The sequence below is a fragment of the Olsenella sp. oral taxon 807 genome (genome assembly GCF_001189515.2).
GTDB lineage: Bacteria > Actinomycetota > Coriobacteriia > Coriobacteriales > Atopobiaceae > Olsenella_F.
This window is the reverse complement of the sequence record NZ_CP012069.2, coordinates 2,834,529-2,857,315: the sequence shown is the minus strand read 5'-3', so window position 1 is coordinate 2,857,315 and position 22,787 is coordinate 2,834,529. Positions and strand designations below refer to the sequence as shown.

The window sequence follows — 22,787 nt, the reverse complement described above, 5'->3', positions numbered from 1 at the left end:
GTAGTATGCTTCGGATTTGAGAAAGAGCTTAGGTTTTCTTATGACTCAGTACATCCGACGCTCGCTTGAGCCTCTCGTGCGTCGCTACGCTGACAATTTTAAGGTCGTCGTGGTGGTTGGTCCTCGTCAGGTAGGTAAGACCACTATGCTCAGGCATCTCATGGAAGAGGTGCGCCTCGTGGTGTCCCCCGTTCCTACGTGACGCTCGATAACACGGCCATCCTCCAGACAGCTAGACAGGACCCCGCGCTCTTTCTGCAGCGCTGGCACCCACCCGTGCTCATCGACGAGATACAGAAGGCACCAGAGCTTCTCCCTTGTATCAAGGAGGTTGTCGATACCTCCTCCCAGCTTGGCAGCGTGTGGCTCACTGGGTCCCAGCCGCTCCATTTGATGAGGGAGGTCTCGGAGTCACTTGCGGGACGTGTGGGCATCATCGAGATGCTGGGCTTATCCAATGCAGAGATGGAGGGGCTTCCCTCTGAGCCGTATGATCCTAGCCCAGACTACTTCACTCGTCGGGCGGCTCTGTGCACGCCGCTGGACGTCACCGAGGTTTACGGGCGGATCTGCGCGGGATCACTGCCGGCCATACGCGCGTTGCCCGAGGACCTGAGGTCAGCTGGATACGAATCATACCTCGACACGTATGTCATGCGGGATATACGAGACCTCGCTCAAGTGGGAGACGCGCTTAGGTTCCGTCACTTCATGGCGGCGTGCGCGGCGCTTACCTCGAGGCCCGTTGTCTACGCAGAGCTTGCTCGCATCGCCGACGTCAGCGAGAAGACTGCCAAGACCTGGCTCTCACTTCTTGTAAGTACGTATCTCATTAAGCTGGTCGAGCTCTACTCGAACAACCTGCTCAAGCGCTTGAGCAAGCGGCCAATCATGCACTTTCTGGATACCGGCCTTGCTGCATACCTTACTGGCTGGAGCAACCCGCAGGCGCTTGAGGTGGGCGCGATGAGTGAACAGATCTTTGAGACCTACGCCTTTGGAGAGGTGTACAAGGGTTTTGCGAACGCGGGGAGACATGCCCCTCTCTTCTTCTTTCGGAGCAGCGACGGGAAGGAGATCGACCTGCTCATGGAAAGAGATGGTACGCTCTATCCGATTGAGATCAAGAAGACGGCCTCTCCTAGCAGGGGTGACGCGCGAAACCTTGGGGCGCTTGATCCCGTTGCCGCTGATGATGTACCCGAGGGTCTCTCCGTTTTTAGGCGTAAGATCGGGACGGGCTGCATACTCTGCATGACGGGAGACACGTTTCCCGTGAGTGATCGTGCCTGGGCGTTTCCCGTCTGGGCGTTATAAGCGGTGGCGATTGGTGTCTGCGTCGCGCCGTCTCGTCTGCCGAGGTTTGTCATCGGGGGAAGTTGATGTGGATGATGATCCTGCTGGATGGGGGTCATCAGCGCGCGGCGGTTGCGCGGAGTGCGCCTCACGGAAAGGCGCACTCTACGTGATCGATACGATACGGAATGCGCTTTTTGGTAACGTTGCGACCGCAGAATGCGCTTTTCCGTACAGCACGGGTTGCAGAATGCGCTTTTCCGTAGAGTGCGCTTTTCCTCACCTGCGCAAACGCCGACCCGCCTCACGCAAAAGCGCATTCTGGCCGTGGGACCTCACGCAAAGGCGCATTCTGACCCCGACACCTCACGGAAACCGCATTCTGGCCGTGGGCCCTCACGCAAAGGCGCACTCTGTCCCCGACGGCTCACGCAAAGGCGCGCTCTACGTGATCGATACGATGCGGAATGCGCCTTTTGGTAACGTCGCGACCACAGTATGCGCTTTTCCGTACAGCACGGGTTGCAGAATGCGCTTTTCCGTAGAGTGCGCTTTTCCTCACCTGCGCAAACGCCGACCCGCCTCACGGAAAAGCGCATTCTGCGTGCGTGCCGTCACCAAAGGACGCGCTCTGTATCCCCGCGACGGCTACCAAAAACCGATGTAACCCTGGCTCAGCGCAGCGTGACCCCAGCGCAGTAAGGCCCGGCGAGACCCGGCAAGACGTGGCGAGGCGAGCGACCATCCTCCTGCGGTGGGGCGACGGACCCCCACCCCCCATCCCCACCCCCTACCTCAACTCCCAGCGTCCCGCTTCCTGCGCCTCGAAAACACCAGGTCCTGCGCTTGGGATTGGGTTGCATTAAGCGGACGTTTCGGTTTGGTAAGTGGCGAGTGGTCTTCACTCCAATAAGCCTACCATGTCCAACGCAACAACGTGGCAAAACGAGCAACGGCTCTGTTGAGCCACGACGTAAGGTCAAAGAGAGGCGCTCGTGACGGGTTGGCGTTTGTACCATGGCCCGCGTACCTGCGCTGTGATCCTGTGAGGGAGGCAAGCGTATGAATGTGAATGGTCTGATAGTCATCATCGTTGCGGCGGTGGCTCTCATCATCGGGTACATCGCATACGGGCGCTGGATGGCACGAACCTGGGGCATCGACCGGAATGCGCTGACGCCGGCGGTGCGCATGGAGGACGGAAAGGACTTCACTCCCTCCTCGCGTTTCTCGGTCTTTGCGCACCAGTTCTCGTCCATCTGTGGGGCAGGTCCTGTGACGGGGACTATCGTGGCCATGATGTTCGGCTGGCTACCGGTGCTTCTGTGGGTGATCGTCGGCGGCGTGTTCTTTGGCGCCGTACATGACTTTGGCGCCCTGTACGCCTCGGTCAAGAACAACGGCAAGTCCTTGGGGCTGCTCATCGAGAAGTACATAGGCAGAACGGGACGCCGCCTGTTTCTGCTCTTCATCTGGCTCTTTTGTTGCATCGTTATCGCCGCCTTCACCTCTATGGTTGCGGGCACCTTCAAGATGACCATTGGCGAGGCGGGCACCATCGACGTCGCCAAGTCCTATGCGGCCGGTGCCGCAGGTACGATCTCGATTCTCTTTACCTTTGTCGCCGTCGCGTTTGGCTGGGCGAGCCGCAGGTTCAAGCTCGCCGGAGCAAGGCAGCTCGCCCTTGCGATCGTGCTTATTGCCCTCATGTTTGCGCTCGGCATGGCGTTTCCGCTGTACCTGAGCCTCAACGGCTGGATTGCCGTCGTGATGGTCTATCTTGTGTTTGCCAGTGCCGTACCCATCCAGGTGCTCAAGCAGCCAAGAGACTATCTCACGACCATCATGATGGTCGCGATGATCGCCTGTGCCGTCGTAGGCATCTTCGTTATGGGTGTGAACGGCAGGGCCACCATGACCGCACCGATGGTCGTCTCGTCCCAGACGCTCTCTGCGCTTGCCGCAAAGGGTAACTATCTCTTTCCGCTGCTATTTGTCTCCGTGGCCTGTGGCGCTCTCTCGGGATTTCACAGCCTCGTGAGCTCCGGGACCTCTTCCAAGCAGATAGCCCGGGAGCCAGACATGCTGTCCGTGGGCTTTGGCGCCATGGTGCTCGAGAGCTTTGTGGGCGTGCTCGCCGTCGTCGTTGCGGGCATCATGTTCGGTGACATGAACACCTCTGGTACCGGCGCCCTCAACGTTGGTGGTGCCGCGAGTACGCCGTTTCAGATATTCGCCGCTGGCGTCGCGCGGGGTATGGGGACCGTTGGCATCGACGCGACCTTCTCGACCGTGTTTATGACCATGAATGTCTCGGCGTTGGCGCTCACCTCGCTCGATGCCGTCGCGCGTGTTGCCCGCACCTCGTTTCAGGAGTTCTTTCTCAAGACCGGTGACGCCGCCTCGTCGGAGACCGGGCGTACGGGCGCAATGGGGGTTGTCACCAACACCTGGTTCGCGACCATTCTCACTTTGATCGTAGGCTGCGCGCTTACCTTTGGCGGGTACCTCAATATCTGGCCGCTCTTTGGCGCGTCCAACCAACTTTTGGGTGGCATGACCATGATCACGCTCGCCGTCTTCTGCAAGGCGACCGGTCGTAAGGGCTTCATGCTCTATGTGCCAGTGGCGTTTCTGCTTGCCTGCACCTTCACGTCGCTCGCAATGAGCGCATGGGGCTGTGTGGTTGCGCTCGCCGCTGGCCCCACTCTTGAGGTGCTGTCTACCAAGGGGCTGCAGCTCGTCTTTGCGGTACTCCTCATGGTCCTGGGCATCATCGTGACATACAATTGTCTGAAGGAGTTTTTCACCACCAAGGCAGGCTCTCTGCCTGATGAGGACCCCGAGTGGTCCGAGTTGGGCCACAGGCACGTTGCCGAGGCCGAGGCTCCAGCCGAAGGTGGCCAAGAGACTCTCGCGAGCGCCGAGGCCGCTCGTACAGGAGCGTAGCGCAAGAGACGCGTGGTACGTGTCATATGCGTGTACGCGGGACGATTGCGGTGCCCGTCTATCGTAGGCGGGCGTCGAGCCTTCTTTATACAAACGTCTTGAGCAAAGAGGCGGGCTCCTCTTGGGATGGACTCCTCTTCAGGCACGCACGCGAATAAGGTAGCTCCCACCAGGGATGGGAGCCGGTATGGGTAGGCACCCCTCCTCGGGCGCATGCGCGGGTAAGGAAGCCTATCGGTGGCGTGCCCAAGACGCCTCCCGCAGTTCTCTTAGTAGTGCCTGCCGTAGCGACCGCCGCCAAAGCCACGACCACGACCGCGCGAGCCGCTAAAGAGGTTGCGCGTGGGCTTCGTGGTGGATCGGTGATCGTTAGGGACGATGCGCGTTTCGTCGTAGTCAAAGCCCGCCAGCTCCCAGAGCGGCACGAGCTTTCTGGTAAAGTACTCGATCTCACGCAGGGGCGTTATCTCGTCGGGCGCGACGAAGGTGTAGGCATGACCGGTGGCTCCGGCTCGTCCCGTGCGGCCGATGCGATGCACGTAATCCTCGGGGTCCATGGGTACGTCAAAGTTCACGACAGCGTCAATGCCGCTCACGTCGATGCCGCGGCTCATCACGTCGGTTGCCACAAGGACCTGCACCTTGCCCCCACGAAAGCTCTCGAGCGCTCGCTCGCGCGCCTTTTGGGGACGATCCGCATGCATGACATCAACCTTGATGCCTGTCTTCTTGAGGTGCTTCTCCAGGTCATCGGCGCGACGCTTGGTGCGGCAGAACACGAGCACGCGGTCGGGCCTCTCTCCCGAGGCGCCACCCGTGTTAAGGAGGGCCTCAAGGAGCTGGATCTTCTGGCTCTGGACCACGGGACAAAGATGCTCCTCCACAGTCTCTGCGGTTTGTCCCATGCGGGCGATCTCGATGGTGACGGGATCGGTGAGCATCGCGTCGACCGTACCCTTGATGGAAGGGGGAATGGTGGCCGAGAAGAGCAGCGTCTGGCGCTTCTTTGGACAGGCCGCGACAATGCGGCGAACGCTGGGCCAGAAGCCCATGTCAAGCATGCGGTCGGCCTCATCGAGCACCAGGCACTGCACGCAGTCGAGGTTCACGTGGTCGTGATCCATGAGGTCGATGAGACGTCCCGGCGTGGCGACGAGCAGGTCGCAGCCTGCCTCGAGTCCCTTGATCTGGCGCTTGAACTTTGCGCCTCCCATGACGACGACGGCCCTCTGTCCGGTCTTCTCGCAGACGACAGAGACGACCTCCTCGATCTGCGCTGCGAGCTCGCGCGTGGGGGTCACCACCAGGGCGAATGGTCCAAAGGGATGGGCGTTGGGGTCCGCCTGCCTTGCGAGGGCATTGTCTCCCTGTTTGCGCGTGCCCTTGCGGCGGCGAGACGTGCGTCTGGATTTGGGCTTGGGCGCACCATTGCTGGCAGTCGTAGCCGAGCTACCGCCTGCCTCAGGCCGCTTCGCCTTAGCCTTCTCGGCCCTTGAGCTCGATGTTCCCAGCTTTTTCTTGATATGGTGACGCCTTCGTGGCTTGGCGATACTCCCGTCGGGATTCACCTTCGCGGAGGTTGACGCACCCTTCTCGATCGCGTCGGCAAGGACAGGTGGCGAGTCATTTCCACTGGCCGTGCCCGCGTTACTAGAGACGGCCTTTTCTGCGACGGCGAGGTCGTCGCACGAGGCGCCCTCGCCCGCTTTCCTCCTACGGTCGGCGGCGATTTCTGCTGCCTGCTGTTCGCGGGCCGTGCGAGAGGCCTCGGCTATAACCTGCAAGATGGGTAGCGCGAAGGCCGCCGTCTTTCCCGTGCCCGTCTGTGCGGAGGCTATGATGTCTCGTCCGGCAAGCACCTCTGGAATGGCCTTGCTTTGGACGGGGGTGGGGACCGTAAAGCCGAGGGCCTCGACGCCCTCAAGTATCTGCTCGTTGAGCCCGAGCTTGGCGAATAAATTAGTCATAAACATAAGTATCGCTCAACAACAACTCGTTTGCAGGGGGCGTCTATGCTTGTGTTCAACTCTCCATATATAACCCTCCGAATCATGCATAATTCTCGGAATCGTCTCTTACCTCTACCGGTGGCCCGTGCTCCGGTGCCGGTAAGCGAAATGCCCGATGAGGGAAAGCCTGTTGTGGGATCGCCGATGATAGAGTGAGAAGGTGACGTTTTTGACGGGAGGTTCTCATGCCAATGAAGCTGCAGTTGACCCTTGACTCTCCAAGTGTGGAGGATTGTCTTGACCTGGTGCTCGCCACGCGAGACTCCGTGGACATTGTCGAGGTCGGCTATCCGCTGCTGGTCGAAGAGGGCCTCTCGCTCGTGCGCCACGTGAAACACGCTTTTCCGGACAAGACGGTGCTCGCCGATGCGAAGATCTTTCACAGCGGCGGTTATGTGTCCGAGAAGTGCTTTGAGTATGGGGCGGACGTCGTGAGTGTGATGGGCCTTGCCTCCGACGAGACCTTTCGCGCGGTGCTCGGCGTGGCGCAACAGCACGCTGGCCACGTCGTGGGTGACCTCGCCGGCATAGAGGGCTACGTGGCGCGTGCGCTCGAGCTCGAGACACTGGGCGTCAGGTCCGTCGTTGTGCCATCTGGCCTCGGTGCCGACGGCGCGGAGCTTAGCGAGGTCTCTGACCTGGGAGAGGCTGGGAACGCCGCACCGCTCGAGGCGCTGCGTGAGCTCAACGAGCAGCTGAGTCATGTGATGGTGGCGGTTGTCGGTCACATCGGAATGGATACCATTGACCGCGTGGTCGAGGCGGAGCCAGACATCGTCCTTGTCGGTCGCGCCATCGTCTCTGCAAGCGACCCGCGCGGGGCCGCCGCAGCTCTCAAGGCCAAAATGGGCTAGATCCTGCGGCGCGTGCGGCCACAGGGGTGCCTGCGGCGCGTGCGAATGCCTGCGTCACGTGCGCCTGTCCGAACATCGCGCCCGCCTACGCCTATGCCCGAGTTCGCCCCCCTACGCCCCGAACTTGTCGATCGTGCCGTTTGAGCCGTCACGCAGCCTGGCAATCTCTGCCGGTATCCGCGAGAGGTCATACGGCGTCATCTGGTACACCCAGTTGAGCCAGTTACGATAGAGCAGGTTGGCATGTGCCCGCCACGTGAAGATGGGCTGTCTCTCGGGGTTGTCATCGGGAAAGTAGCGCTCGGGCACACGGATGGGCAGGCCACTCTTGAAGTCGCGCCAGTACTCGTCCGAGAGCGTGTCACGCCCATACTCAAAGTGTCCGGTCACGTACACCTCGTGAAAGTCGCGCGTGGCGATGAGCGCAGGTCCGCTCGAGAAACCCTCGGAGAGTACGTGCAGTTCCGGGTGCTTGGCAAGCTCCGTCGTCTCAATTGCGGCGTGGCGAGAGTGCGGCATCCCATGCACCTCATCAAAGCCGTTCGTGAGAAAGTTATACTCGTCGCACAGGCGCTGCATGAACACGCCAAAGAGCTTAGCGGGCAGCTGTCTCTTGGGGATGTCGTACAGGTGATAGAGGCCTGCGAGGGCTCCCCAGCACAGATACATGGTGGAGAAGACGTGCTCCTGCGACCAGTCGATGATTTGGCAGAGCTCATCCCAGTAGTCTACCTCCTCGAAGGCCAGCTGTTCTACGGGCGCACCCGTGATGATCATGCCGTCGTAGTTTTTGCTCTCGAAGCTGTCGAAGGTGTCGTAGAACTTAACAAGGTGGTCTTGGGACACGTGGGTGGCCTCATGGGACGAGACGCGCATGAAGTCGCAATTTACCTGCAGGGGCGACTTTGAGATGAGGCGCAGGATCTGCGTCTCGGTCTCGATCTTGGTGGGCATGAGGTTGAGGATGACAACGTCGAGGGGACGTATCTCCTGGCGATCGGCAGCCTCCTCCTCGAGTGCAAAGATGCGCTCTTGCCGAAGGGTCTTCTTGGCGGGCAGACCGTCTGGGATGTTGATGGGCATGGTGGCTCCGATTTCCTGTCGCGAGGCCGCATCGCATGACGCCCAGTGTTGCCTCTGTACAGCGCCTCGCTTTTTTCTCCCTAAGGATACCCGACTCGGAGCTCGGATGTGACGTGGGCAGTGCGCGCGATCCGATCAAGCGAGGGAGTTGCCCGCCTACGTTCTGTCGCCTTCTCCTCGAGTACAATGTACGATCGAGATGAAATTTGGGTCGCAAAAGGCAGGCGCCGGGCAGGCGACGGCGACGGCCCAGACGGCCCAGGGCGCCTCACGGAAAACCGCACTCTGGTCCAGCCACCTCACGGAAAACCGCACTCTGGCCCAGACAGCCCGGGGCGCCTCACGGAAAAGCGCAGTTTGGTTGGTCCGAGGCTCGCAGAATGCGCCTTTCCGTGAGGACCCGTGCCCAGAATGCGCTTTTCCGTGACGTCCCGAGACCAGAATGCGCTTTTCCGTAAAATGCGCTTTTCCTCACCTGGGCAAACGTCGAGCCACCTCACGGAAAAGCGCACTCTGCAACCGGCGCCTCACGGAAAACCGCACTCTGCAACCGGCGCCTCACGGAAAAGCGCACTCTGCAACCGGCGCCTCACGGAAAAGCGCACTCTGCAACCAGAGCCTCACGGAAAAGCGCACTCTGCAACCAGAGCCTCACGGAAAAGCGCACTCTGCAACCAGAGCCTCACGGAAAAGCTCATTCTGTCCCAGCGCCTCACGGAAAAGCTCATTCTGTCCCAGCGCCTCACGGAAAACCGCACTCTATAACCAGTGCCTCACCAAAAACCGCAGTTTGGTTGGTCCGAGGCTCGCAGAATGCGCCTTTCCGTGAGGACCCGTGCCCAGAATGCGCTTTTCCGTGACGTCCCGAGACCAGAATGCGCTTCTCTGCGCCGCCGGGAGTCGGCGCAGGTGAGATGGGTCACATCATCGCCCCGAGTCCCAATGTGTCCCATCTATGTCCCATCTTTGTCCCATCTGGCGCGTCGTAGGGGTGCGCGGCATAGGCCTCGGCCGCGATCCGCGCGTACTGGCCGGCATCTGGCCGGTCGTAGTGCCGCCCCGTCACTCCCGGCAGGATATGCCCCATCATCGGCTCAATGTACCTCGGCTCGACTCCCCAGTCCCATCGCATGTAGGTCTGCCACGAGACTCTGAGCCGCGAGGCAGGGTGCCTCGGCAGGCTCGCGCGCCCGATCGCCCCGTCGAGCTCCCTCTGGTAGCGCGCCTGCGTGACGGTGCCGCCGTCTGAGTCCCTCACGAGCCAGCCGGGACCCATGTCCCGCGCGATGGCGAGCATCCTCTCGCCTGCGGGCCCCGGCAGCACGACCGGCCGCCGGCTGCGCTCCGTCTTTAGGGCCTCGCTCACCTGGCGCCCCTGGTGGGCGAGCTGGCGGGCGACCGGCACCACGGCGACCGTCACCCCTCCCGAGTCGATCCGCGTGACCTCCTCGGCGCGGCACGCCAGGGACTCCCCCACCCGGCAGGAGCCGAAGGCGGAGAGGAGCACGGCCGGCTCGGCCCAGGACCCCATGGCGGCGCCCCAGAGGGCGACGAGCTCGCCGAGGCTCCACACGCCCGCGTCCCCGCGCCTCACCGTCGAGGAGGGGGGCATGACGTAGCGCTCGCGGAACGGGTTGCCCGAGGTCACGCCGTACCTCGCGCCGTAGTCTCCGACGAGCCTGAGGACGCTGAGCGCCATCTGGGCCGAGGTCCCAGCCATGCCGTCGAGCCACCTTTGCACGTCGAGGGGCCGCACCCGGTCCATCGGAACCTTGCCCCACCTGTCCCTGGCGTGCGCCGCCCAGACGCTCTCGTACCTCTCCAGGGACGAGGGCGCCATGTCGCCCGACTCCACCCGGCGGCGCCTCTCTGGCAGGTACCACGACTCCCACGCCTCCCCGACGGTGGGGCAGGGCGCGTCCGCCGAGTGCTCTAGGCGGATCGCCGCCAGGCGGTCGTGGGCGTCCCTCCTCGTGCCCCTCACGACCTCGCTGCACCTGCGGTAGCCCTCGGGCGTCTCGGCCCACCACCGGAGGCGGTAGCGCCTCCCCCGATCGATCTCCTGGACGCAGCCCCAGTCGCTCCTCATCCGTGGCATAATGTACTCGGCCTCCAATCCGTGGCCATCCCCCGCACGCGTCCGCCAAGATCTCGTGCGGGGGAATTCCTGTCTTTCCCCCTCATGCACCCGGCCCGGAACCCGAGCCTTTGGCCGTCTTCGCGATGCCCCTCATCAGGAGCGAGACTCCCCCGCACATGAGCGCCGTGACGACCACGGGCCTCACGTCACTGCCCCGAGAGAGCATCGACGGCACTGCCACGAGGCACAGTGCGGCGAAGAGGCCGGCGACCACCGCGACGATGACGAAGACCGCGCGCATGACGGGGCCCATACTCTGGATGTCTTGGCGCCCAACCTCCTCCATCGCACTCACCCTCTCCCTTACCTCGTCGTGCGAGAGCGAGGCCCATGGCGTTGTCGGCGACGCCGGTATCGTGACGGTCGCGCTCCACTCGCGCCTCTCGGGACGGTCGGCCTTGGCCTGCTCGAGGGCAGCGGCGAGCGAAGGCGCGTTGCCGACGAGCTCGACCGCGCACGACGCACTCCCGTCCCCTCCCTTGAGGATTACCTTGCACTTGACCTCCCCGGGAAGGTCGGAGTCGTCTGAGACACCGAAGAAGCCCCTTGCGTCATCCATCCCAGATTTGGACAGATGCGCGACCACGGACTCGCCCACGACCACGTCGTAGCGCGGCGATCCCGCGTTCTTGCCGCGCGTCACGCTTCCCATCCTGAGGGTCCCCTCCCCGGCACCCCTTCTCCCTCCCCCGAGGAGCGCAATGACACGCCTGGTCGTGGCCTTGGTCTGCGTCGTGGCAGGATGACGATGTGTCTCCGCCTCGTCTCCTAGCACGAGCCTGACGTACCTCTCGTCGCACAGAAGTGCCCTGAAGCAGTGCGCCGTGGCCCTCGCGTCCTCGGCTGCGTCATGGGCACCGAACGCGTAGCCGTAGTGTGCGGCGCACTCCGTGAGCTTGGAGAACTTGTGGGACGACGAGCCCGCCCTCCTTCTTCCGTGGACCCTCGCGAACTCCCGCATCACGTCGAATCCGTGTTCGACCCATGGGTTAGGGAGCACTCCGGCCGCGTGGAGGAATCTCGCGTCGAAGTCCCCGTTGTACGACACTGCGAGGTAGTTGCCGCCGAGGTACCCCGCGAGCCGGTCGCACAGCTCCTCGATCCTCGGCGCACCAGCTACCATCTGCGGCGATATGTGGTTGACCCTCTGAGCCTCCGGCCACGATCTCTTCCTGGATGGCCTCACGAGGGAACTGACCAGCTCCCTACCGTGTCCGTCTACCACTGCCACGGACAGGATCTCGTCCCTGCTCGGCGAGAGCCCTGTTGTCTCCGTGTCGAAGGCCACCACCCTATCAAGAGGGTATCCCGTGATGATTTCGCACATGTCCATCGCATACCCCTATCTGACAACGTCCCTATACGCCTGATGCCATACGACCACGCCGAGGATTTCGACCGGCGGATCGTCCGGGCCGATCACGATGTCCTCGTGTGACTCCGACCAGCTGTCGGCCGAGAGCATCACCGTGCCGGCAGATCCTCTTAGGTAGACATGCACGAAGCTCCCGCGCACACCGTCCCTCACGAGTACTGCGTCGTCGTTGCGAGGCTCCATCTCCGGATCGACCCCAAGCGCCGAATCGGCGGGAAAGCGCCTGTCCATACATGATCCGATTCCGTGGACTACGAACATCCTCGGGTGGTTTGCGACCACGAACGCGGGCACCTCCACCGCCCTGTCCGCCTCGTCCTCATCGCCGTCCCCCATGCACGTTACGCCTAGGACGCGCAGCGGGACCGAGGTCGACGACGGGATAGGCGCGACGGTATTTGCAGGCCGAATGTCGTCCGCCACAACGTCGGCCGTTGAGACGTCGAAGAACGTCGCGAGCTTCTGGACCATTCCCATGCGAGGGCTTGACCAGCCATTCTCCCATTGGGTAACGGTGGATCGAGCAACACCGAGCTTGTTCGCAAGCTCGCCTTGGGTCATACGGCTTTGCTCCCTCAGATTCCTTATGTTTGTGGAAACAGACATTTCATCTCCTCGGGGCCATCTTTTCGCAACATTTTATCTAACTTTGCTTGACAAGTCGAGGTTTGTTTAACTATCATTCGTAGTGTCGAGAGGAGGAGAAAATGCAGACCCTCAAGAGAGCTCGGGAGGAACGAGGCGTCAAGCAGAGGGCGGTCGCCGAATACCTCGGAGTATCACGTCAGACATACTGCCGCTATGAAGGGCAGCAAGAGAAGATGACGATAGAGCAGGCAAAGGCCGTCTGTCGCTTCTTGCACTGTGACATAGCGGATATTTTTTTACCTGAGAACGTTAGTTAAACAAACATATGAAGGAGCCTACCCATGCCCACCACAAGATTTAGGGCGTTCTACTCGACGCCGCTGGGGGTCCGCTTCGTGGACGAGGACGCGGATGACATCGACGCCGAGATGGCCGTCGCAAGGTCCAGGGAGGTCTTCGGCCTCGTGCACCTGGACCGAGTGCAGCAGATCGGGTCAGTGCCCGAGGGCGCCCGCGACGAGGCCACCGACTAGCAGACGACAAGGAAGGGACTAGCAATGGAACCAGTAATGACAGCCAAACCAGAGCCCGAGCTCTACGGAAACCACGACTTCGTGCTCTCCTCAGACGAGGAGGGCAGGGCGTGCGTGCGGGAGTACGGCACGCCTTGGATGTACACGCCCGGGGACCGCTCCGGGCACGGGTGGGACTCCGCGCGCGGGGAGCGCTACGGGGGACCGCTCTACGAGTGCGACGCGCTCGTGGCGGCGCACGCCCGCGAGGCCTGGGTGGCGGAGGCGAAGGAGGCCTGCGTGCACTTCGGCATCGCGGGGGACCGCTGATGGCGGTCGAGGTCCCACGGAGCGTGAGCGTCCTCGGCCTGGCATACGCGGTCGAGACCGCCGACATGGACGGCGAGGACGGGTCGGTGTCACCGGCGAGGCAGCTCATACGGCTGTCGTCGGGCCTGTCGGCCGAGAAGAGGGAGCAGGTCTTCCTCCACGAGCTGGTGCATGCGCTGCTCGACCAGCTCGGGTACGCGGACCTGTACGGGGACGAGCACCTGGTGCAGGGGCTCGCGATCGGGCTGCACCAGGCACTCGCGGGCAGGGACGGGGTCCCTACTTCCTCCGGCTCGGGGTCTGGGACAGGGCGCTCCCTGCCGCCGACTTCGACGCCTTGCCCGTGCGGCCGTCCCTCAAGACCCTAGACGCCGCGCTCGCCGCCTTGCGCGAGGTCTGCTTCGTGTTCTTGGCCATGCGATCACCTCCCTCCGCTTCCTCATGACATAGGGAGTATACCGCATGTTGCGAGAACCTGAGTTCCTGATACCAGAGATTGGAGGTGGGAGATGAGGTCGAGGCTAAGGGTCGTGCTCGCCGAGAGGCGACTGAGGCAGAAGGAGGTCGCGAGGAGGCTCGGCGTGGACAAGTCCTCCGTCTGGCGCTGGACGACCGACGAGGGCATCGCGCAGGCGAGCCTGGGGACGCTCGCGTCGCTCGCGAGGGCCGTCGGGTGCGAGGTCGAGGACCTGTACGAGATGTAGCGAACCAGCGCGAGCGCCCGGGAGGCGCGGCCGGCTCTCCGCACCGCGTCCCGCATAGCGCGGGGGCGGACCGCAAGGGCGACGCCGGCGGTCACTGGCGCCGGCGGGCACCTCCTTTCGGCCCCGAGGCCTCCCTGACCCGGCCGCGCGCCCCAGGCGCTCGCGAGACACACGGATTGGAGACGGAATGACAACAGCAGCTGCGCAGGGAGAGGGGCTCGGCGAGCTCGCCACGTGGTCGCTCGCCGAGGCGTCCAGGGTGACGCGCGTGCCCCTGAGGACGCTCTACAGGAGCGTCAGGGACGGCGACCTCAAGGTGGTGGCGCCCCGTGGCGCCAAGAGGGGCTGGCGGGTCCTCGACGCCGAGCTGAGGAGGTGGCTCGGATGCTCATAGACCGGCCGGACGCCCCGGTGATGGCAGCCCTGGTCATCGTGGCGCTGGTCACGCTCGTCCTGGCGATGGTCGCGTCATGACGGACCGGATCATCATCCCCGGCCGCCTCGTGGGCCTCAACGAGTACACGAGGGCCTGCCGCTCCCACTGGTCGAGGGGATCCAGGCTCAAGCGCCAGCAGACCGAGCTCGTCGCCTGGTACGCGCGGGCGGCGGGGGCGCACGGGCACGAGGGACCCGTCGAGGTCACGTGCGAGTGGCACGAGCGGGACGCCAGGCGCGACCTCGACAACGTCGCGTTCGCGGCGAAGTTCGTGCTCGACGGCTTGGTAATGGCCAAGGTCATCGCAGGCGACGACCAGGCGCACGTCACGGGCATAAGGCACGTCTTCGCAGTGTGTCCCGACTGGCCGCGCGTGGTCGTGGAGGTCAGGGACGCGATGGGAGGAGAAGGAAGATGACGGAAGGGAGGCAGATCGACCCGATGACCACCGTAAGTCCGGAGGAGGCCGCCGAGATGGGTCTCAGGGTTCCCATAGGTCCTGGGCGCTCCGCCAGGCCCGTTCCCTCGGGATGGACCGTCACGGTCAGCGGGCTCGACCGTCCCACGATGGAGCATGTGGTCGACCTCCTCAGGCAATGCGGTCTGAGGGGCACGAGACGCCTGGTGAGGTGAGCCCCTTGCGAGTGGAGGTCCATGCCGACGCGTCTGGCACCTGGTGGTGCCGCCCGTACCTCGGCCAGGCGCGCGACGGCTCGGCCATAAGGCCCTACCGGTCATTCGCGGAGGCGTCGTCGCGCGAGGAGGCCCAGGCGCTCGCCGAGGACTGGGCGGCGAGCCTCACCGCCGACGGGTCCGTGAGGAGCGCCCGGCTCGCCGACCTCCTCGACGACTACAACGACATGAGGGCCCGCAACGGCGCGAGCCCCAACAGCGTGCGGACCTGGCGGCTCTTCGCCCGCTACGTGCGCGCCCACCTCCGTGGCGCCTTGGCCCGCGACCTCACGGTCGCGGACATGGGCGACCTCGAGCAGAGGCTGCTCATGCCGAAGGGCGAGGGCGGGCAGGGGCTGTGCAGGAACAGCGTGCTCTGCGTGCACAACTACCTGCGCGCCGCGTACAACCACCTCGTGGGCGTCGGCGTGGTCGAGTCGAACCCCATGGTCCTCGCCGCCAAGCCGTCGCCCGAGCGGCACGAGGCCGCCGCGCTCGGGGAGTGGGACTTCGCCAGCGTCCACCGAGCCATCGACGGGGCCATGCGGGAGGCCGGCGGGGGCCCAGGCGACCGCCGCCGGGCGGCGTGCGCGCTGGCCGCCTGGCTCGCCCTGCACGCCGGCGTGCGCGTCGGCGAGGCGTGCGCGCTGCGCAGGCGCGACGTGTCGCGCCTCTCGCGATACCTTCACGTGGGCGGGACCGTCATCGAGGAGCCTGGCAGGGCGCCCTGGAGGCGGGACGTGACGAAGGGCAGGAGGTGCAGGAACGTGGCGCTCACCGAGGGCGACGTCGCCGTCCTGGACGCCGCGATGGAAGGGCAGGACGGGGCCCTCGGCAGGCAGGGGCCCGACGCCCCGCTGGTCACCGCCGACGGCTCGCTCATGCGGCCCACGGCCGTGTCGCGCTCCTTCTCGCGGATGCGGCGAGCCCTCGGCCTGCCGCCGGGCGTGACGTTCCACTCGCTGCGCCACACCCACGCGTCGTGGTGCCTCGCGCACGGCGTGGACCTCAAGACGCTGTCGGAGCGACTGGGGCACGCCGACGAGGCGACCACGCTCAGGATCTACGCGCACGTGATGCCGGGTCGCGACGCCGCCGCCGCCCGCGCCTTCGAGGAGGCGGCCAGGAGGGCGGCCGGGCCGTGACGGGCACTGCCAGAAGTGTGCCAACGGACCTTCGGCCCGGTCCTTGGGGCGACAGGGAAACGCGAGGTAAGGGGCCGAATCTCTGGCGCGTCGAGATGGGGCGCCAGATAAGAGGAAATTATCAGAACAATCATGACATGAATCTAGGGAGGATGGAATGTCGATCAACTCAAAGGGACCAGCAGACCGGGGAGTGGCGCGACCGGGCCAACTGGGTGGACGTCGTCGTGTTCGGCAGCCGGGCCGACGCCATCGCGCCCCGACTGGCCAAGGGCTCCAAGGTCGCCGTCTCGGGCAGGCTCCGCTGGAGCCAGTGGCAGGACAAGCAGACGGGCACGAACCGCTCGAAGCTCGAGGTCATCGCCGACGAGGTCGTGTTCCTCACGCCGCAGCAGCAGCCGACCAACCAGGCGCAACAGCAGGCCCCGCAGGGACGGGCGTACGCGCCTCAGGCGACGCAGGCGGCCCCACGGCCGCAGGCGGCACCAGCCTACGCGCCGCCCGCTCAGGGCGTGTACGACGAGAGCATTCCGTTCTGACCGAGGCGGCTAGATGGCATTGACAGAGACACCGACAAGGAGGGGCCATGAGCGGCACTAAGTTCACCTGGTTTCCCAAGCTGACCGAGACCTGCGAGAGGGTACCGCCCGAGTACCGGGGCGAGCTCATGCTCGCTCTCGTGGAGTACGGGACGTATGGCACCGTCCCGGAGCTTGAGTGGCCGCTCGACGCGATCTTCGTGTCACTGCGCGAGGACATCGACAACTCCAAGGAGATGCGGGCGCGCGGAGCACGGGGCGGCAGGCCCCCGAAGGAAACCAAAGTCGAGCCTGCTTCCGAGGAGGCGAAACCGGACTATGACGTGCCCACAGCCCCCGAAAACCAGGACGGCGACGATATTTCGGAGTCGGGAAACCAGGACAGCGACAAGGTTTCGGACCCAGAAAACCAGAACGCGGATGTGGTTTCAGAGTCAGAAAACCTAGACGCAGACAGGTTTCCGACCCCCGAAACCAAAGTCGAGCCTGCTTCCGAGGAGGCGAAACCCAATCCATACCAATACATACCAATCCATACCAAGCCAGAGGAAGTGCGTGTGGCGCGCGCAAGGCGCCCGCCCGCCTTCTCCCCGCCCTCAGCCGAGGAGGTGGAGGCGTACTGCAGGGCGCACGAGCCCCCGCTTCGGGTTGACGCCGCCCGCTTCGTGGACTACTTCGAGGCCCAGGGCTGGCGCCTGAGCAACGGCAACCGGATGCGCGACTGGAGGGCTGCGGCCCGCAACTGGTCGAACAGGGAGAGGCCCAGGTCAGGGCAGATGGTGACGGGTGGTGAGGTGGATGCGAAGTACGCCATGCTCTAGCGTCGTCTCGATGGATGACCCCGAGGTCAGGGCCATCATCGAGGCGATCATGGAGTCGAAGGCGAGGAAGGCCGGGCTCACGGGGGCCTACCGGCACGCGGAGAGCGACCTCGGCCGGCGCGTGTGGTCCATGGCCGAGGGGGGTCGCGGCGCGTACCTCTGGGGCGAGCCGGGCACGGGCAAGACCTGGGCGGCCTCATGCGCCGTGAGGATGGCGATGGAGTCTCAGGACCCGCTGCGCCCCGTAGCCGCCAGGATCGTCTCGTCCAAGCGCCTCCTCGACGACGTCAAGGCCGGCTATGACGGCGGCATCCGAGGCGCCTTGGAGGGCGCCCGCACGATCAGGCTGCTCGCCCTGGACGACCTCGGCGTCGAGAGGCCGACCGACTGGGCCGTCGAGACCCTGGCGGAGCTGATAGACGCCCGCACGATGGCGGGCCTGCCGACCATCGTGACCAGCAACTACCGGATAGGGCAGCTCGCCTCGCTCTGGGGCGGGATGCCCGGCAAGCGCACGGCGTCGAGGTTGGCCGGCGCCTGCGAGGCCATCGAGGTCACGGGACGTGACAGAAGGTGGGAGTGACATGACGAGAGACGGACAGAGGGAAGACGAGGCCGAGATGGTGACGGAGGCGGGCAAGGCGCACGCCGGGATCGACCCGGAGATCATCAGCCTCGCGAGCAGTCTCACGGAGGAGGGCACGTGGGTGAGGGCGGTCCTGGCCCAGAAGGCCATGAAGGGGACGCAGGCGATGGCCGGGGACGACACGCACGAGGGGAAGGTCGCCTACCGGATGGAGGACGACCTCGACCTCCCCCGCGAGATCGCGGATGCGCACGGGCGCAAGAGGCTCCTGCACGCGATCAGGGAGAGGCTGGGACCCGTGGCGGACGTGGCGCGCCAGCTGGAGGACCTCGCCGACGAGGCCCACGCCTGGGAGGGGGTCCTCGTCGCGGCGGGGGACCTGAGGGGCATGGCCAGGGACCTGCGCAAGGCACTGAGGGGAACGGGGGTCGAGAGATGAGGTACTGGGTCCACGTCGACACGTTTGACGTCGGCGATCTCAAGGGGAAGGCGACCAAGGTGCTGGAGGAGGCGTCGGAGGCCTGCGAGGAGGCCCGGTCGTGGGGCCGCCTCCAGGTTGACGGGCACGAGCGACGGCACGCCCTCAGACGGAGTGCCATCACGGAGTGCTGCGACGTCATCCAGGCGGCGCTCAACCTCGCGTCGGCGCTCGGCGCCACGCAGGCTGAGCTCGACCGCGCGATGGAGGACGTCAGGCGGGCCAACGAGGAGAGGGGGCGGTACCGGTGATGCCGAAGGAGAGGCTCGCCAGGCTGATGGCGGAGAACCCGGGGCTGCCCGTCCTCAAGATGGGCGGGGACGGCACCGGAGAGGACGACGACTGGTACGTCCTGGAGCTTGCGGGCGCCCGCCTCGGCGGGTGGTGGTTGTATGACACGCGGGTCTACGACGACAGGGACGACGTGGTGGACGCCCTCGTCGATGACGGCATGGCGGAGGCAGACGCCGAGGGGGAGGCCGACCGCCTGCCGCACGGCAGGTGCATATGGGCGTACATGCGATACGCGAGGCTTGGGGAGGGAGACGGCGATGGGATGTGACGTGTACGAGGCCAGGAGGGTCAGGTGCCGCAGGCCCCACCGGTGCTACTACTGCGAGGAGCCGATCGCGGCCGGCGAGGAGGCCCTGCTGGAGCACGGGATAGACGAGGAGGGGCCCTTCTCGCGCCACGCGTGCCGGGAGTGCGAGCCCTTCCTTGAGGGCTTCTGGGACTGGTGCGGGTGCGAGAGCGGGGACGTGCAGGGAGAGTTCGCGCTCTACCTGAACATCGTCCGCGCGGAGGCGCGGGAGTGCGCCGAGATGACCATGGCGATGGAGGAGGGCAGATGAGGGAGAGCCTATACGTCCCCTGGGAGGACGAGCACGGCAACGTGGCCTGGCACGTCGAGCGCATAGCCGACTCACTCTCCAAGAGGACGAGATACACGAGCGAGCAAATCCGGGAGGGTATCTATCGCCTCCTTGGCTGGATGTACGAGGAGGGAAGATGAGTGACGAGAGGCGCGAGGTGGCAAGGAGGCTGCGGGAGTACCCCGTGCACCCGGCCGCGGGTGGGGAGGGAGGCTCCCCGCTCAGGGCCCTGGCGATGCTGTCCGGGCTTTTGGATGCCACGGGACTCAGGCAGGACGAGCCGGCGCGGCTCTACGGACGGCTCGCCGACCTGATCGACCCGACGTGCCACGCGTCCGTCTGTGGTCATCCAGACAAGCATCACGTTTGCAGGACGTGCGACAAGTGCAGCTTCGGGTGGTACGAGGACGTGCATGAAGAGCGCTTCCGCTTCTGCCCGAACTGCGGGCGTCGCTTCGTTGGCGGGGGTGGGGAGGATGCCTAGGTACCGCAAGAGACCCGTGGTCATCGAGGCGTTCAGGCTCGGGCTCGGCACGATGAGGAGGCACGACTACCCGACGTGGTTCGCCGACGCCATGGAGGACGGGAGGGCGTACCAGAGGAAGAACCCTGACTATCCAGTCGAGTGCTCCATCAGGACGCCAGAGGGTGAGATGGACGCCAGCCTCGGCGACTACATCATCCGTGGCGTCAAGGGCGAGCTGTACCCGTGCAAGCCAGACGTGTTCGAGGCGACCTACGAGGAGGTCCGGGATGAGTGACGAGGATGCCGCGACCATGGGCAGGACCGCGCGCCGCAAGCTCGTGAGCTACGGCACCGGCGCATGGCGCTGCAACTGCGGCGCGTGCAACTGGCTGATTGACCCCTACGACGCCTACTGCAGGCGATGCGGCGCGCGCTTCACCGGGACGGACCGCCGCCGCGCCGAGTACGAGGTGGCGGACGAACGATGACTGAGCTTCGCGTGCGCGAGGTGAGGGGGTCCCGCAAGGCCCACGTCTGCGACTGGTGCCTTCGCCGGATCGAGCCTGGGGAGCCCTACCGCTACAGCTTCATCGTTGACGGAGGTGACTCGTACCCGTGGCACGAGTGCCGCGACTGCACGCCATACGTGCAGGAGCTATGCGCGGAGGACCCGCAGCACGCACAGGACCTCGGATACACCACGAGCGAGTACATGGAGTGGATGGAAGAGAGGCACCCAGGCATTCTCCCGCACAAGAAGCCAAAGAGAGGCCCCGCCTCCTGTCCAAATTGCGGGAGACCCGCCACATACGGAGGCGAGGGAGATGAGGGAGGAGCGGAATGACAATCTATGACGTCATCAGAGCGTTCTTCTGCGCTGTCGTGGCGTGGGTCTACGGGCGCTATATAGGTCTATACCTAGGCATAGGAATGGGGTACAGGAACGGGCTTATCGACGGCACGAGGGTCAATGTGGTCGCGTACAGGAGGTTCCACGACGCTATGCGCGGCCTCGGATGGGAGATGGGATCGAGCGATGATGACGAGTGACGAGCGCCGTGCCATCGCGGCGAGGGCAGACGAGGTTACGTTCGACATGGGCAGCGACGTGCGCGACGTGATGAGAGGCCTGCTCCATGTCCTCGGGGCCGAGAGCGAGGGGATGTCGATGTGGTCCACGGATGGGCACCACGCGCTCGCCCGCATCCGCGAGCTCTGCGAGCTGCCTGACGACTGGTACGTCGAGAGGGGCGACGAGGAGCTGGCCGCCCACGGGCTCCTGCGGGCGCCCAGGGACGCCGACGGCGCGCCGATACTCCCGGGCGACATGCTCGAGACCACGCGCGGCGGGACCGAGGTCGGGGAAGTGACCCACATCGAGTACCAGGAGGGGGCCGTGATGGTGACCATCGGCTTTGAGTGCGACTCAAGCGCGACGGACCTCGCGCGTCACTTCCGCCACCGCCTCGACACGTGCGCGTCACTGGCCGACGAGATAGACCGCTGGGTGGACTCCGAGCAGGACCCGGACGAGCCCTACAAGCCTCTTCGGTTCATCGCCCGCCGTCTGCGGGCGCTGAAAGGAGGTGCGAGATGAGTGACCTAGAGGGCAAGTTCGTCTTCCTCTCGGGCCCGGTCACGGGCCTGGCGAGGGAAGACGCGTGTCAGAGGTTCCTGGACGCTGAGATGACGTGCATCAGCTTGGGTGCCAAATACGCCTTCAACCCGATGCGGGACGTGGATGCCCACCTCACCCACGAGGAGGCCATGCGCGTGTGCCTGGAGGAGCTGACGGCGACCTGGCTGGATGGCTCCACCGAGTACGGCCTCCTGGTCTCGCTGCCCGGCTGGGAGGACAGCGACGGCGCGAGGCTTGAGCGCGCCGTCGCCGAGGCGATCGGCATCCCCTGCGCGGAGCTGGGCGAGCTGAGCGAGCTGGGGGGCGAGTGATGGGCCCCGCTCTTGACGTGTGCTGCGGGCCGAGGAGCTTCTACTTCGACAAGGCCGACCCCAGGGTCACGTTCTGCGACCTCCACCCGCGCCACATGACGCTCTGCGACGGCCGCGCCCTCGACGTGAGCCCGGACGTCGTCTCCGACTTCCGCGACCTACCGTTCCCCGACGAGTCGTTCTCACTCGTGGTCTTCGACCCGCCGCACCTGGACGTGGGCGCCGGATGGCAGGTGGGCAAGTACGGCAAGCTCGACCCGAAGGGATGGAGGCGCGACCTCACGGAGGGCTTCTCGGAGTGCCTTCGTGTGCTCAGGCCGGGCGGCGTGCTGGTCTTCAAGTGGTGCGAGTACCGCATACCGCTCAGGGACGTGCTGGCATGCTGCCCGGCGACGCCCATTCTCGGCAACCGCAGGCCGAAGGCGAGCAAGACGCACTGGGTGCTGTTCATGAGGGAGGGGGCGAGCCGGCCATGAGGGTCCTCTGCGCCTGCGAGGAGTCGCAGGCCGTCACGTCGGAGCTCAGAAGGCTCGGGCACGAGGCATACAGCTGCGACCTGCTCCCGACGGGCGGCGCGCACCCGGAGTGGCACGTCCGGGCGGACGCCGTCGAGGTCGCCAAGCTCGCGTGGGACATGGTCATCGCCTTCCCGCCGTGCACGCACCTCGCGTGCTCCGGCGCCAGGTGGTTCGGCGAGAAGAGGCGCGACGGCAGGCAGCAGTCGGCGATCGGGCTCTTCCTCGCCCTCGCGACGCTCGACCACGTGCCGAGGGTGGCGGTGGAGAACCCGGTCGGCATCATGAGCCGCCTGTACCGCAAGCCGGACCAGGTCATCCAGCCGTGGCAGTTCGGCCACCCGGAGACCAAGGCCACGTGCCTGTGGCTCAGGGGGCCTGCCGCCGCTCGTGCCGACGCATGACGTGTCAGACGAGATGGCGCGGCTCCCCGACGCCATGGCGCACCGGGTGCACCACATGGCCCC

General features: G+C 65.0%; 35 protein-coding genes. 30 read left to right on the top strand and 5 right to left on the bottom strand.

Annotation, left to right across the window (positions count from 1 at the left end):
- Positions 1-40: 40 nt before the first annotated feature.
- The 3 genes from ADJ70_RS15155 to ADJ70_RS12425 all read left to right on the top strand — a co-directional run bounded on the left by ADJ70_RS15155 (position 41) and on the right by ADJ70_RS12425 (position 4,245).
- A complete protein-coding gene (locus tag ADJ70_RS15155) occupies positions 41-202 on the top strand; it encodes an AAA family ATPase (protein WP_216597271.1) in 162 nt (53 codons plus the stop codon).
- Positions 199-1,317, top strand: coding sequence for an ATP-binding protein (locus tag ADJ70_RS12430; protein ID WP_216597270.1), 1,119 nt, complete (start codon positions 199-201; stop codon positions 1,315-1,317). Before ADJ70_RS15155 ends, ADJ70_RS12430 begins: the two co-directional genes overlap by 4 nt.
- Positions 1,318-2,364: 1,047 nt before the next feature.
- The gene (locus tag ADJ70_RS12425; protein WP_050344590.1) at positions 2,365-4,245 is read left to right on the top strand and encodes a carbon starvation protein A; all 1,881 of its coding nucleotides are present in this window, start codon (positions 2,365-2,367) and stop codon (positions 4,243-4,245) included.
- A gap of 269 nt (positions 4,246-4,514) precedes the next feature.
- Here the strand turns inward: ADJ70_RS12425 and ADJ70_RS12420 are convergent, their stop codons facing one another.
- On the bottom strand, positions 4,515-6,212 hold the full coding sequence (locus ADJ70_RS12420; protein ID WP_050344589.1) for a DEAD/DEAH box helicase: 1,698 nt from the start codon (positions 6,210-6,212) through the stop codon (positions 4,515-4,517).
- Between the two features lie 227 nt (positions 6,213-6,439).
- Between ADJ70_RS12420 and ADJ70_RS12415 the strand changes: the two genes are divergently transcribed.
- Positions 6,440-7,108, top strand: a complete 669-nt coding sequence (locus tag ADJ70_RS12415; RefSeq protein WP_083444015.1) for an orotidine 5'-phosphate decarboxylase / HUMPS family protein — start codon at positions 6,440-6,442, stop codon at positions 7,106-7,108.
- A gap of 111 nt (positions 7,109-7,219) precedes the next feature.
- Here the strand turns inward: ADJ70_RS12415 and metA are convergent, their stop codons facing one another.
- The 4 genes from metA to ADJ70_RS12395 all read right to left on the bottom strand — a co-directional run bounded on the left by metA (position 7,220) and on the right by ADJ70_RS12395 (position 12,312).
- Positions 7,220-8,191, bottom strand: a complete 972-nt coding sequence (gene metA, locus ADJ70_RS12410) for a homoserine O-succinyltransferase (RefSeq protein WP_050341884.1) — start codon at positions 8,189-8,191, stop codon at positions 7,220-7,222.
- A 919-nt stretch (positions 8,192-9,110) separates the two neighbouring features.
- Positions 9,111-10,289 (bottom strand): hypothetical protein, encoded by a 1,179-nt coding sequence (locus ADJ70_RS12405; RefSeq protein WP_157051542.1) that lies wholly within the window; start codon positions 10,287-10,289, stop codon positions 9,111-9,113.
- Between the two features lie 82 nt (positions 10,290-10,371).
- The gene (locus tag ADJ70_RS12400) at positions 10,372-11,664 is read right to left on the bottom strand and encodes a 3'-5' exonuclease (RefSeq protein ID WP_050341879.1); all 1,293 of its coding nucleotides are present in this window, start codon (positions 11,662-11,664) and stop codon (positions 10,372-10,374) included.
- A gap of 9 nt (positions 11,665-11,673) precedes the next feature.
- On the bottom strand, positions 11,674-12,312 hold the full coding sequence (locus ADJ70_RS12395) for a helix-turn-helix transcriptional regulator (RefSeq protein WP_083444014.1): 639 nt from the start codon (positions 12,310-12,312) through the stop codon (positions 11,674-11,676).
- 101 nt (positions 12,313-12,413) lie between these two features.
- Here ADJ70_RS12395 and ADJ70_RS12390 point away from each other — a divergent pair, with 101 nt between their 5' ends.
- The 26 genes from ADJ70_RS12390 (at position 12,414) to ADJ70_RS12270 (ending at position 22,724) form a co-directional block, all read left to right on the top strand.
- Positions 12,414-12,611, top strand: a complete 198-nt coding sequence (locus ADJ70_RS12390) for a helix-turn-helix transcriptional regulator (RefSeq protein WP_050341875.1) — start codon at positions 12,414-12,416, stop codon at positions 12,609-12,611.
- Positions 12,612-12,635: 24 nt separating this feature from the next.
- Positions 12,636-12,827 carry a hypothetical protein gene (locus ADJ70_RS12385; RefSeq protein WP_050341873.1) on the top strand — a complete coding sequence of 64 codons (192 nt, stop codon included), beginning with the start codon at positions 12,636-12,638 and terminating at the stop codon, positions 12,825-12,827.
- A gap of 36 nt (positions 12,828-12,863) precedes the next feature.
- A complete protein-coding gene (locus ADJ70_RS12380; protein ID WP_050341871.1) occupies positions 12,864-13,136 on the top strand; it encodes a hypothetical protein in 273 nt (90 codons plus the stop codon).
- A complete protein-coding gene (locus tag ADJ70_RS14800) occupies positions 13,136-13,504 on the top strand; it encodes an ImmA/IrrE family metallo-endopeptidase (protein WP_050341870.1) in 369 nt (122 codons plus the stop codon). The genes ADJ70_RS12380 and ADJ70_RS14800 overlap by 1 nt, the downstream gene beginning before the upstream one ends.
- Positions 13,505-13,645: 141 nt before the next feature.
- Positions 13,646-13,840, top strand: coding sequence for a helix-turn-helix transcriptional regulator (locus ADJ70_RS12370; RefSeq protein ID WP_050341868.1), 195 nt, complete (start codon positions 13,646-13,648; stop codon positions 13,838-13,840).
- Positions 13,841-14,027: 187 nt separating this feature from the next.
- On the top strand, positions 14,028-14,234 hold the full coding sequence (locus ADJ70_RS12365; RefSeq protein ID WP_050341866.1) for a helix-turn-helix domain-containing protein: 207 nt from the start codon (positions 14,028-14,030) through the stop codon (positions 14,232-14,234).
- Between the two features lie 76 nt (positions 14,235-14,310).
- Complete coding sequence (locus tag ADJ70_RS12360; RefSeq protein ID WP_050341864.1) at positions 14,311-14,694, top strand: hypothetical protein; 384 nt, start codon at positions 14,311-14,313, stop codon at positions 14,692-14,694.
- Positions 14,691-14,909, top strand: a complete 219-nt coding sequence (locus tag ADJ70_RS12355; RefSeq protein ID WP_050341862.1) for a hypothetical protein — start codon at positions 14,691-14,693, stop codon at positions 14,907-14,909. The genes ADJ70_RS12360 and ADJ70_RS12355 overlap by 4 nt, the downstream gene beginning before the upstream one ends.
- A gap of 11 nt (positions 14,910-14,920) precedes the next feature.
- A complete protein-coding gene (locus tag ADJ70_RS12350) occupies positions 14,921-16,093 on the top strand; it encodes a tyrosine-type recombinase/integrase (RefSeq protein ID WP_253273276.1) in 1,173 nt (390 codons plus the stop codon).
- Between the two features lie 152 nt (positions 16,094-16,245).
- A complete protein-coding gene (locus ADJ70_RS12345) occupies positions 16,246-16,632 on the top strand; it encodes a single-stranded DNA-binding protein (RefSeq protein ID WP_172674506.1) in 387 nt (128 codons plus the stop codon).
- 47 nt (positions 16,633-16,679) lie between these two features.
- Complete coding sequence (locus tag ADJ70_RS12340) at positions 16,680-17,453, top strand: DUF6291 domain-containing protein (RefSeq protein ID WP_050341856.1); 774 nt, start codon at positions 16,680-16,682, stop codon at positions 17,451-17,453.
- Positions 17,431-18,036 carry an ATP-binding protein gene (locus tag ADJ70_RS12335; RefSeq protein WP_050341854.1) on the top strand — a complete coding sequence of 202 codons (606 nt, stop codon included), beginning with the start codon at positions 17,431-17,433 and terminating at the stop codon, positions 18,034-18,036. Before ADJ70_RS12340 ends, ADJ70_RS12335 begins: the two co-directional genes overlap by 23 nt.
- 1 nt (position 18,037) lies before the next feature.
- Entirely contained in the window at positions 18,038-18,478 is a 441-nt protein-coding gene (locus ADJ70_RS12330) for a hypothetical protein (protein WP_050341853.1), read from the top strand.
- A complete protein-coding gene (locus tag ADJ70_RS12325) occupies positions 18,475-18,768 on the top strand; it encodes a hypothetical protein (RefSeq protein WP_050341850.1) in 294 nt (97 codons plus the stop codon). The genes ADJ70_RS12330 and ADJ70_RS12325 overlap by 4 nt, the downstream gene beginning before the upstream one ends.
- A complete protein-coding gene (locus ADJ70_RS12320) occupies positions 18,768-19,079 on the top strand; it encodes a hypothetical protein (protein ID WP_050341848.1) in 312 nt (103 codons plus the stop codon). The genes ADJ70_RS12325 and ADJ70_RS12320 overlap by 1 nt, the downstream gene beginning before the upstream one ends.
- The gene (locus tag ADJ70_RS12315; protein WP_050341846.1) at positions 19,069-19,368 is read left to right on the top strand and encodes a hypothetical protein; all 300 of its coding nucleotides are present in this window, start codon (positions 19,069-19,071) and stop codon (positions 19,366-19,368) included. The genes ADJ70_RS12320 and ADJ70_RS12315 overlap by 11 nt, the downstream gene beginning before the upstream one ends.
- Positions 19,365-19,529 carry a hypothetical protein gene (locus tag ADJ70_RS14795; protein ID WP_157051540.1) on the top strand — a complete coding sequence of 55 codons (165 nt, stop codon included), beginning with the start codon at positions 19,365-19,367 and terminating at the stop codon, positions 19,527-19,529. The genes ADJ70_RS12315 and ADJ70_RS14795 overlap by 4 nt, the downstream gene beginning before the upstream one ends.
- Entirely contained in the window at positions 19,526-19,873 is a 348-nt protein-coding gene (locus ADJ70_RS12310) for a hypothetical protein (protein WP_050341843.1), read from the top strand. The genes ADJ70_RS14795 and ADJ70_RS12310 overlap by 4 nt, the downstream gene beginning before the upstream one ends.
- Positions 19,866-20,150: a hypothetical protein gene (locus ADJ70_RS12305; protein ID WP_050341841.1), complete on the top strand. Its 285-nt coding sequence runs from the start codon at positions 19,866-19,868 to the stop codon at positions 20,148-20,150. The genes ADJ70_RS12310 and ADJ70_RS12305 overlap by 8 nt, the downstream gene beginning before the upstream one ends.
- Positions 20,143-20,343: a hypothetical protein gene (locus ADJ70_RS12300; RefSeq protein ID WP_050341839.1), complete on the top strand. Its 201-nt coding sequence runs from the start codon at positions 20,143-20,145 to the stop codon at positions 20,341-20,343. The genes ADJ70_RS12305 and ADJ70_RS12300 overlap by 8 nt, the downstream gene beginning before the upstream one ends.
- Positions 20,340-20,699 carry a hypothetical protein gene (locus ADJ70_RS12295; protein ID WP_050341837.1) on the top strand — a complete coding sequence of 120 codons (360 nt, stop codon included), beginning with the start codon at positions 20,340-20,342 and terminating at the stop codon, positions 20,697-20,699. The genes ADJ70_RS12300 and ADJ70_RS12295 overlap by 4 nt, the downstream gene beginning before the upstream one ends.
- On the top strand, positions 20,696-20,905 hold the full coding sequence (locus ADJ70_RS12290) for a hypothetical protein (protein ID WP_050341835.1): 210 nt from the start codon (positions 20,696-20,698) through the stop codon (positions 20,903-20,905). Before ADJ70_RS12295 ends, ADJ70_RS12290 begins: the two co-directional genes overlap by 4 nt.
- Complete coding sequence (locus ADJ70_RS12285) at positions 20,892-21,452, top strand: hypothetical protein (protein WP_050341833.1); 561 nt, start codon at positions 20,892-20,894, stop codon at positions 21,450-21,452. Before ADJ70_RS12290 ends, ADJ70_RS12285 begins: the two co-directional genes overlap by 14 nt.
- Entirely contained in the window at positions 21,449-21,805 is a 357-nt protein-coding gene (locus ADJ70_RS12280) for a DUF4406 domain-containing protein (RefSeq protein WP_050341831.1), read from the top strand. The genes ADJ70_RS12285 and ADJ70_RS12280 overlap by 4 nt, the downstream gene beginning before the upstream one ends.
- Complete coding sequence (locus ADJ70_RS12275; RefSeq protein WP_050341124.1) at positions 21,805-22,281, top strand: class I SAM-dependent methyltransferase; 477 nt, start codon at positions 21,805-21,807, stop codon at positions 22,279-22,281. The genes ADJ70_RS12280 and ADJ70_RS12275 overlap by 1 nt, the downstream gene beginning before the upstream one ends.
- A complete protein-coding gene (locus tag ADJ70_RS12270; RefSeq protein WP_216597269.1) occupies positions 22,278-22,724 on the top strand; it encodes a hypothetical protein in 447 nt (148 codons plus the stop codon). The genes ADJ70_RS12275 and ADJ70_RS12270 overlap by 4 nt, the downstream gene beginning before the upstream one ends.
- Positions 22,725-22,787: the final 63 nt, after the last annotated feature.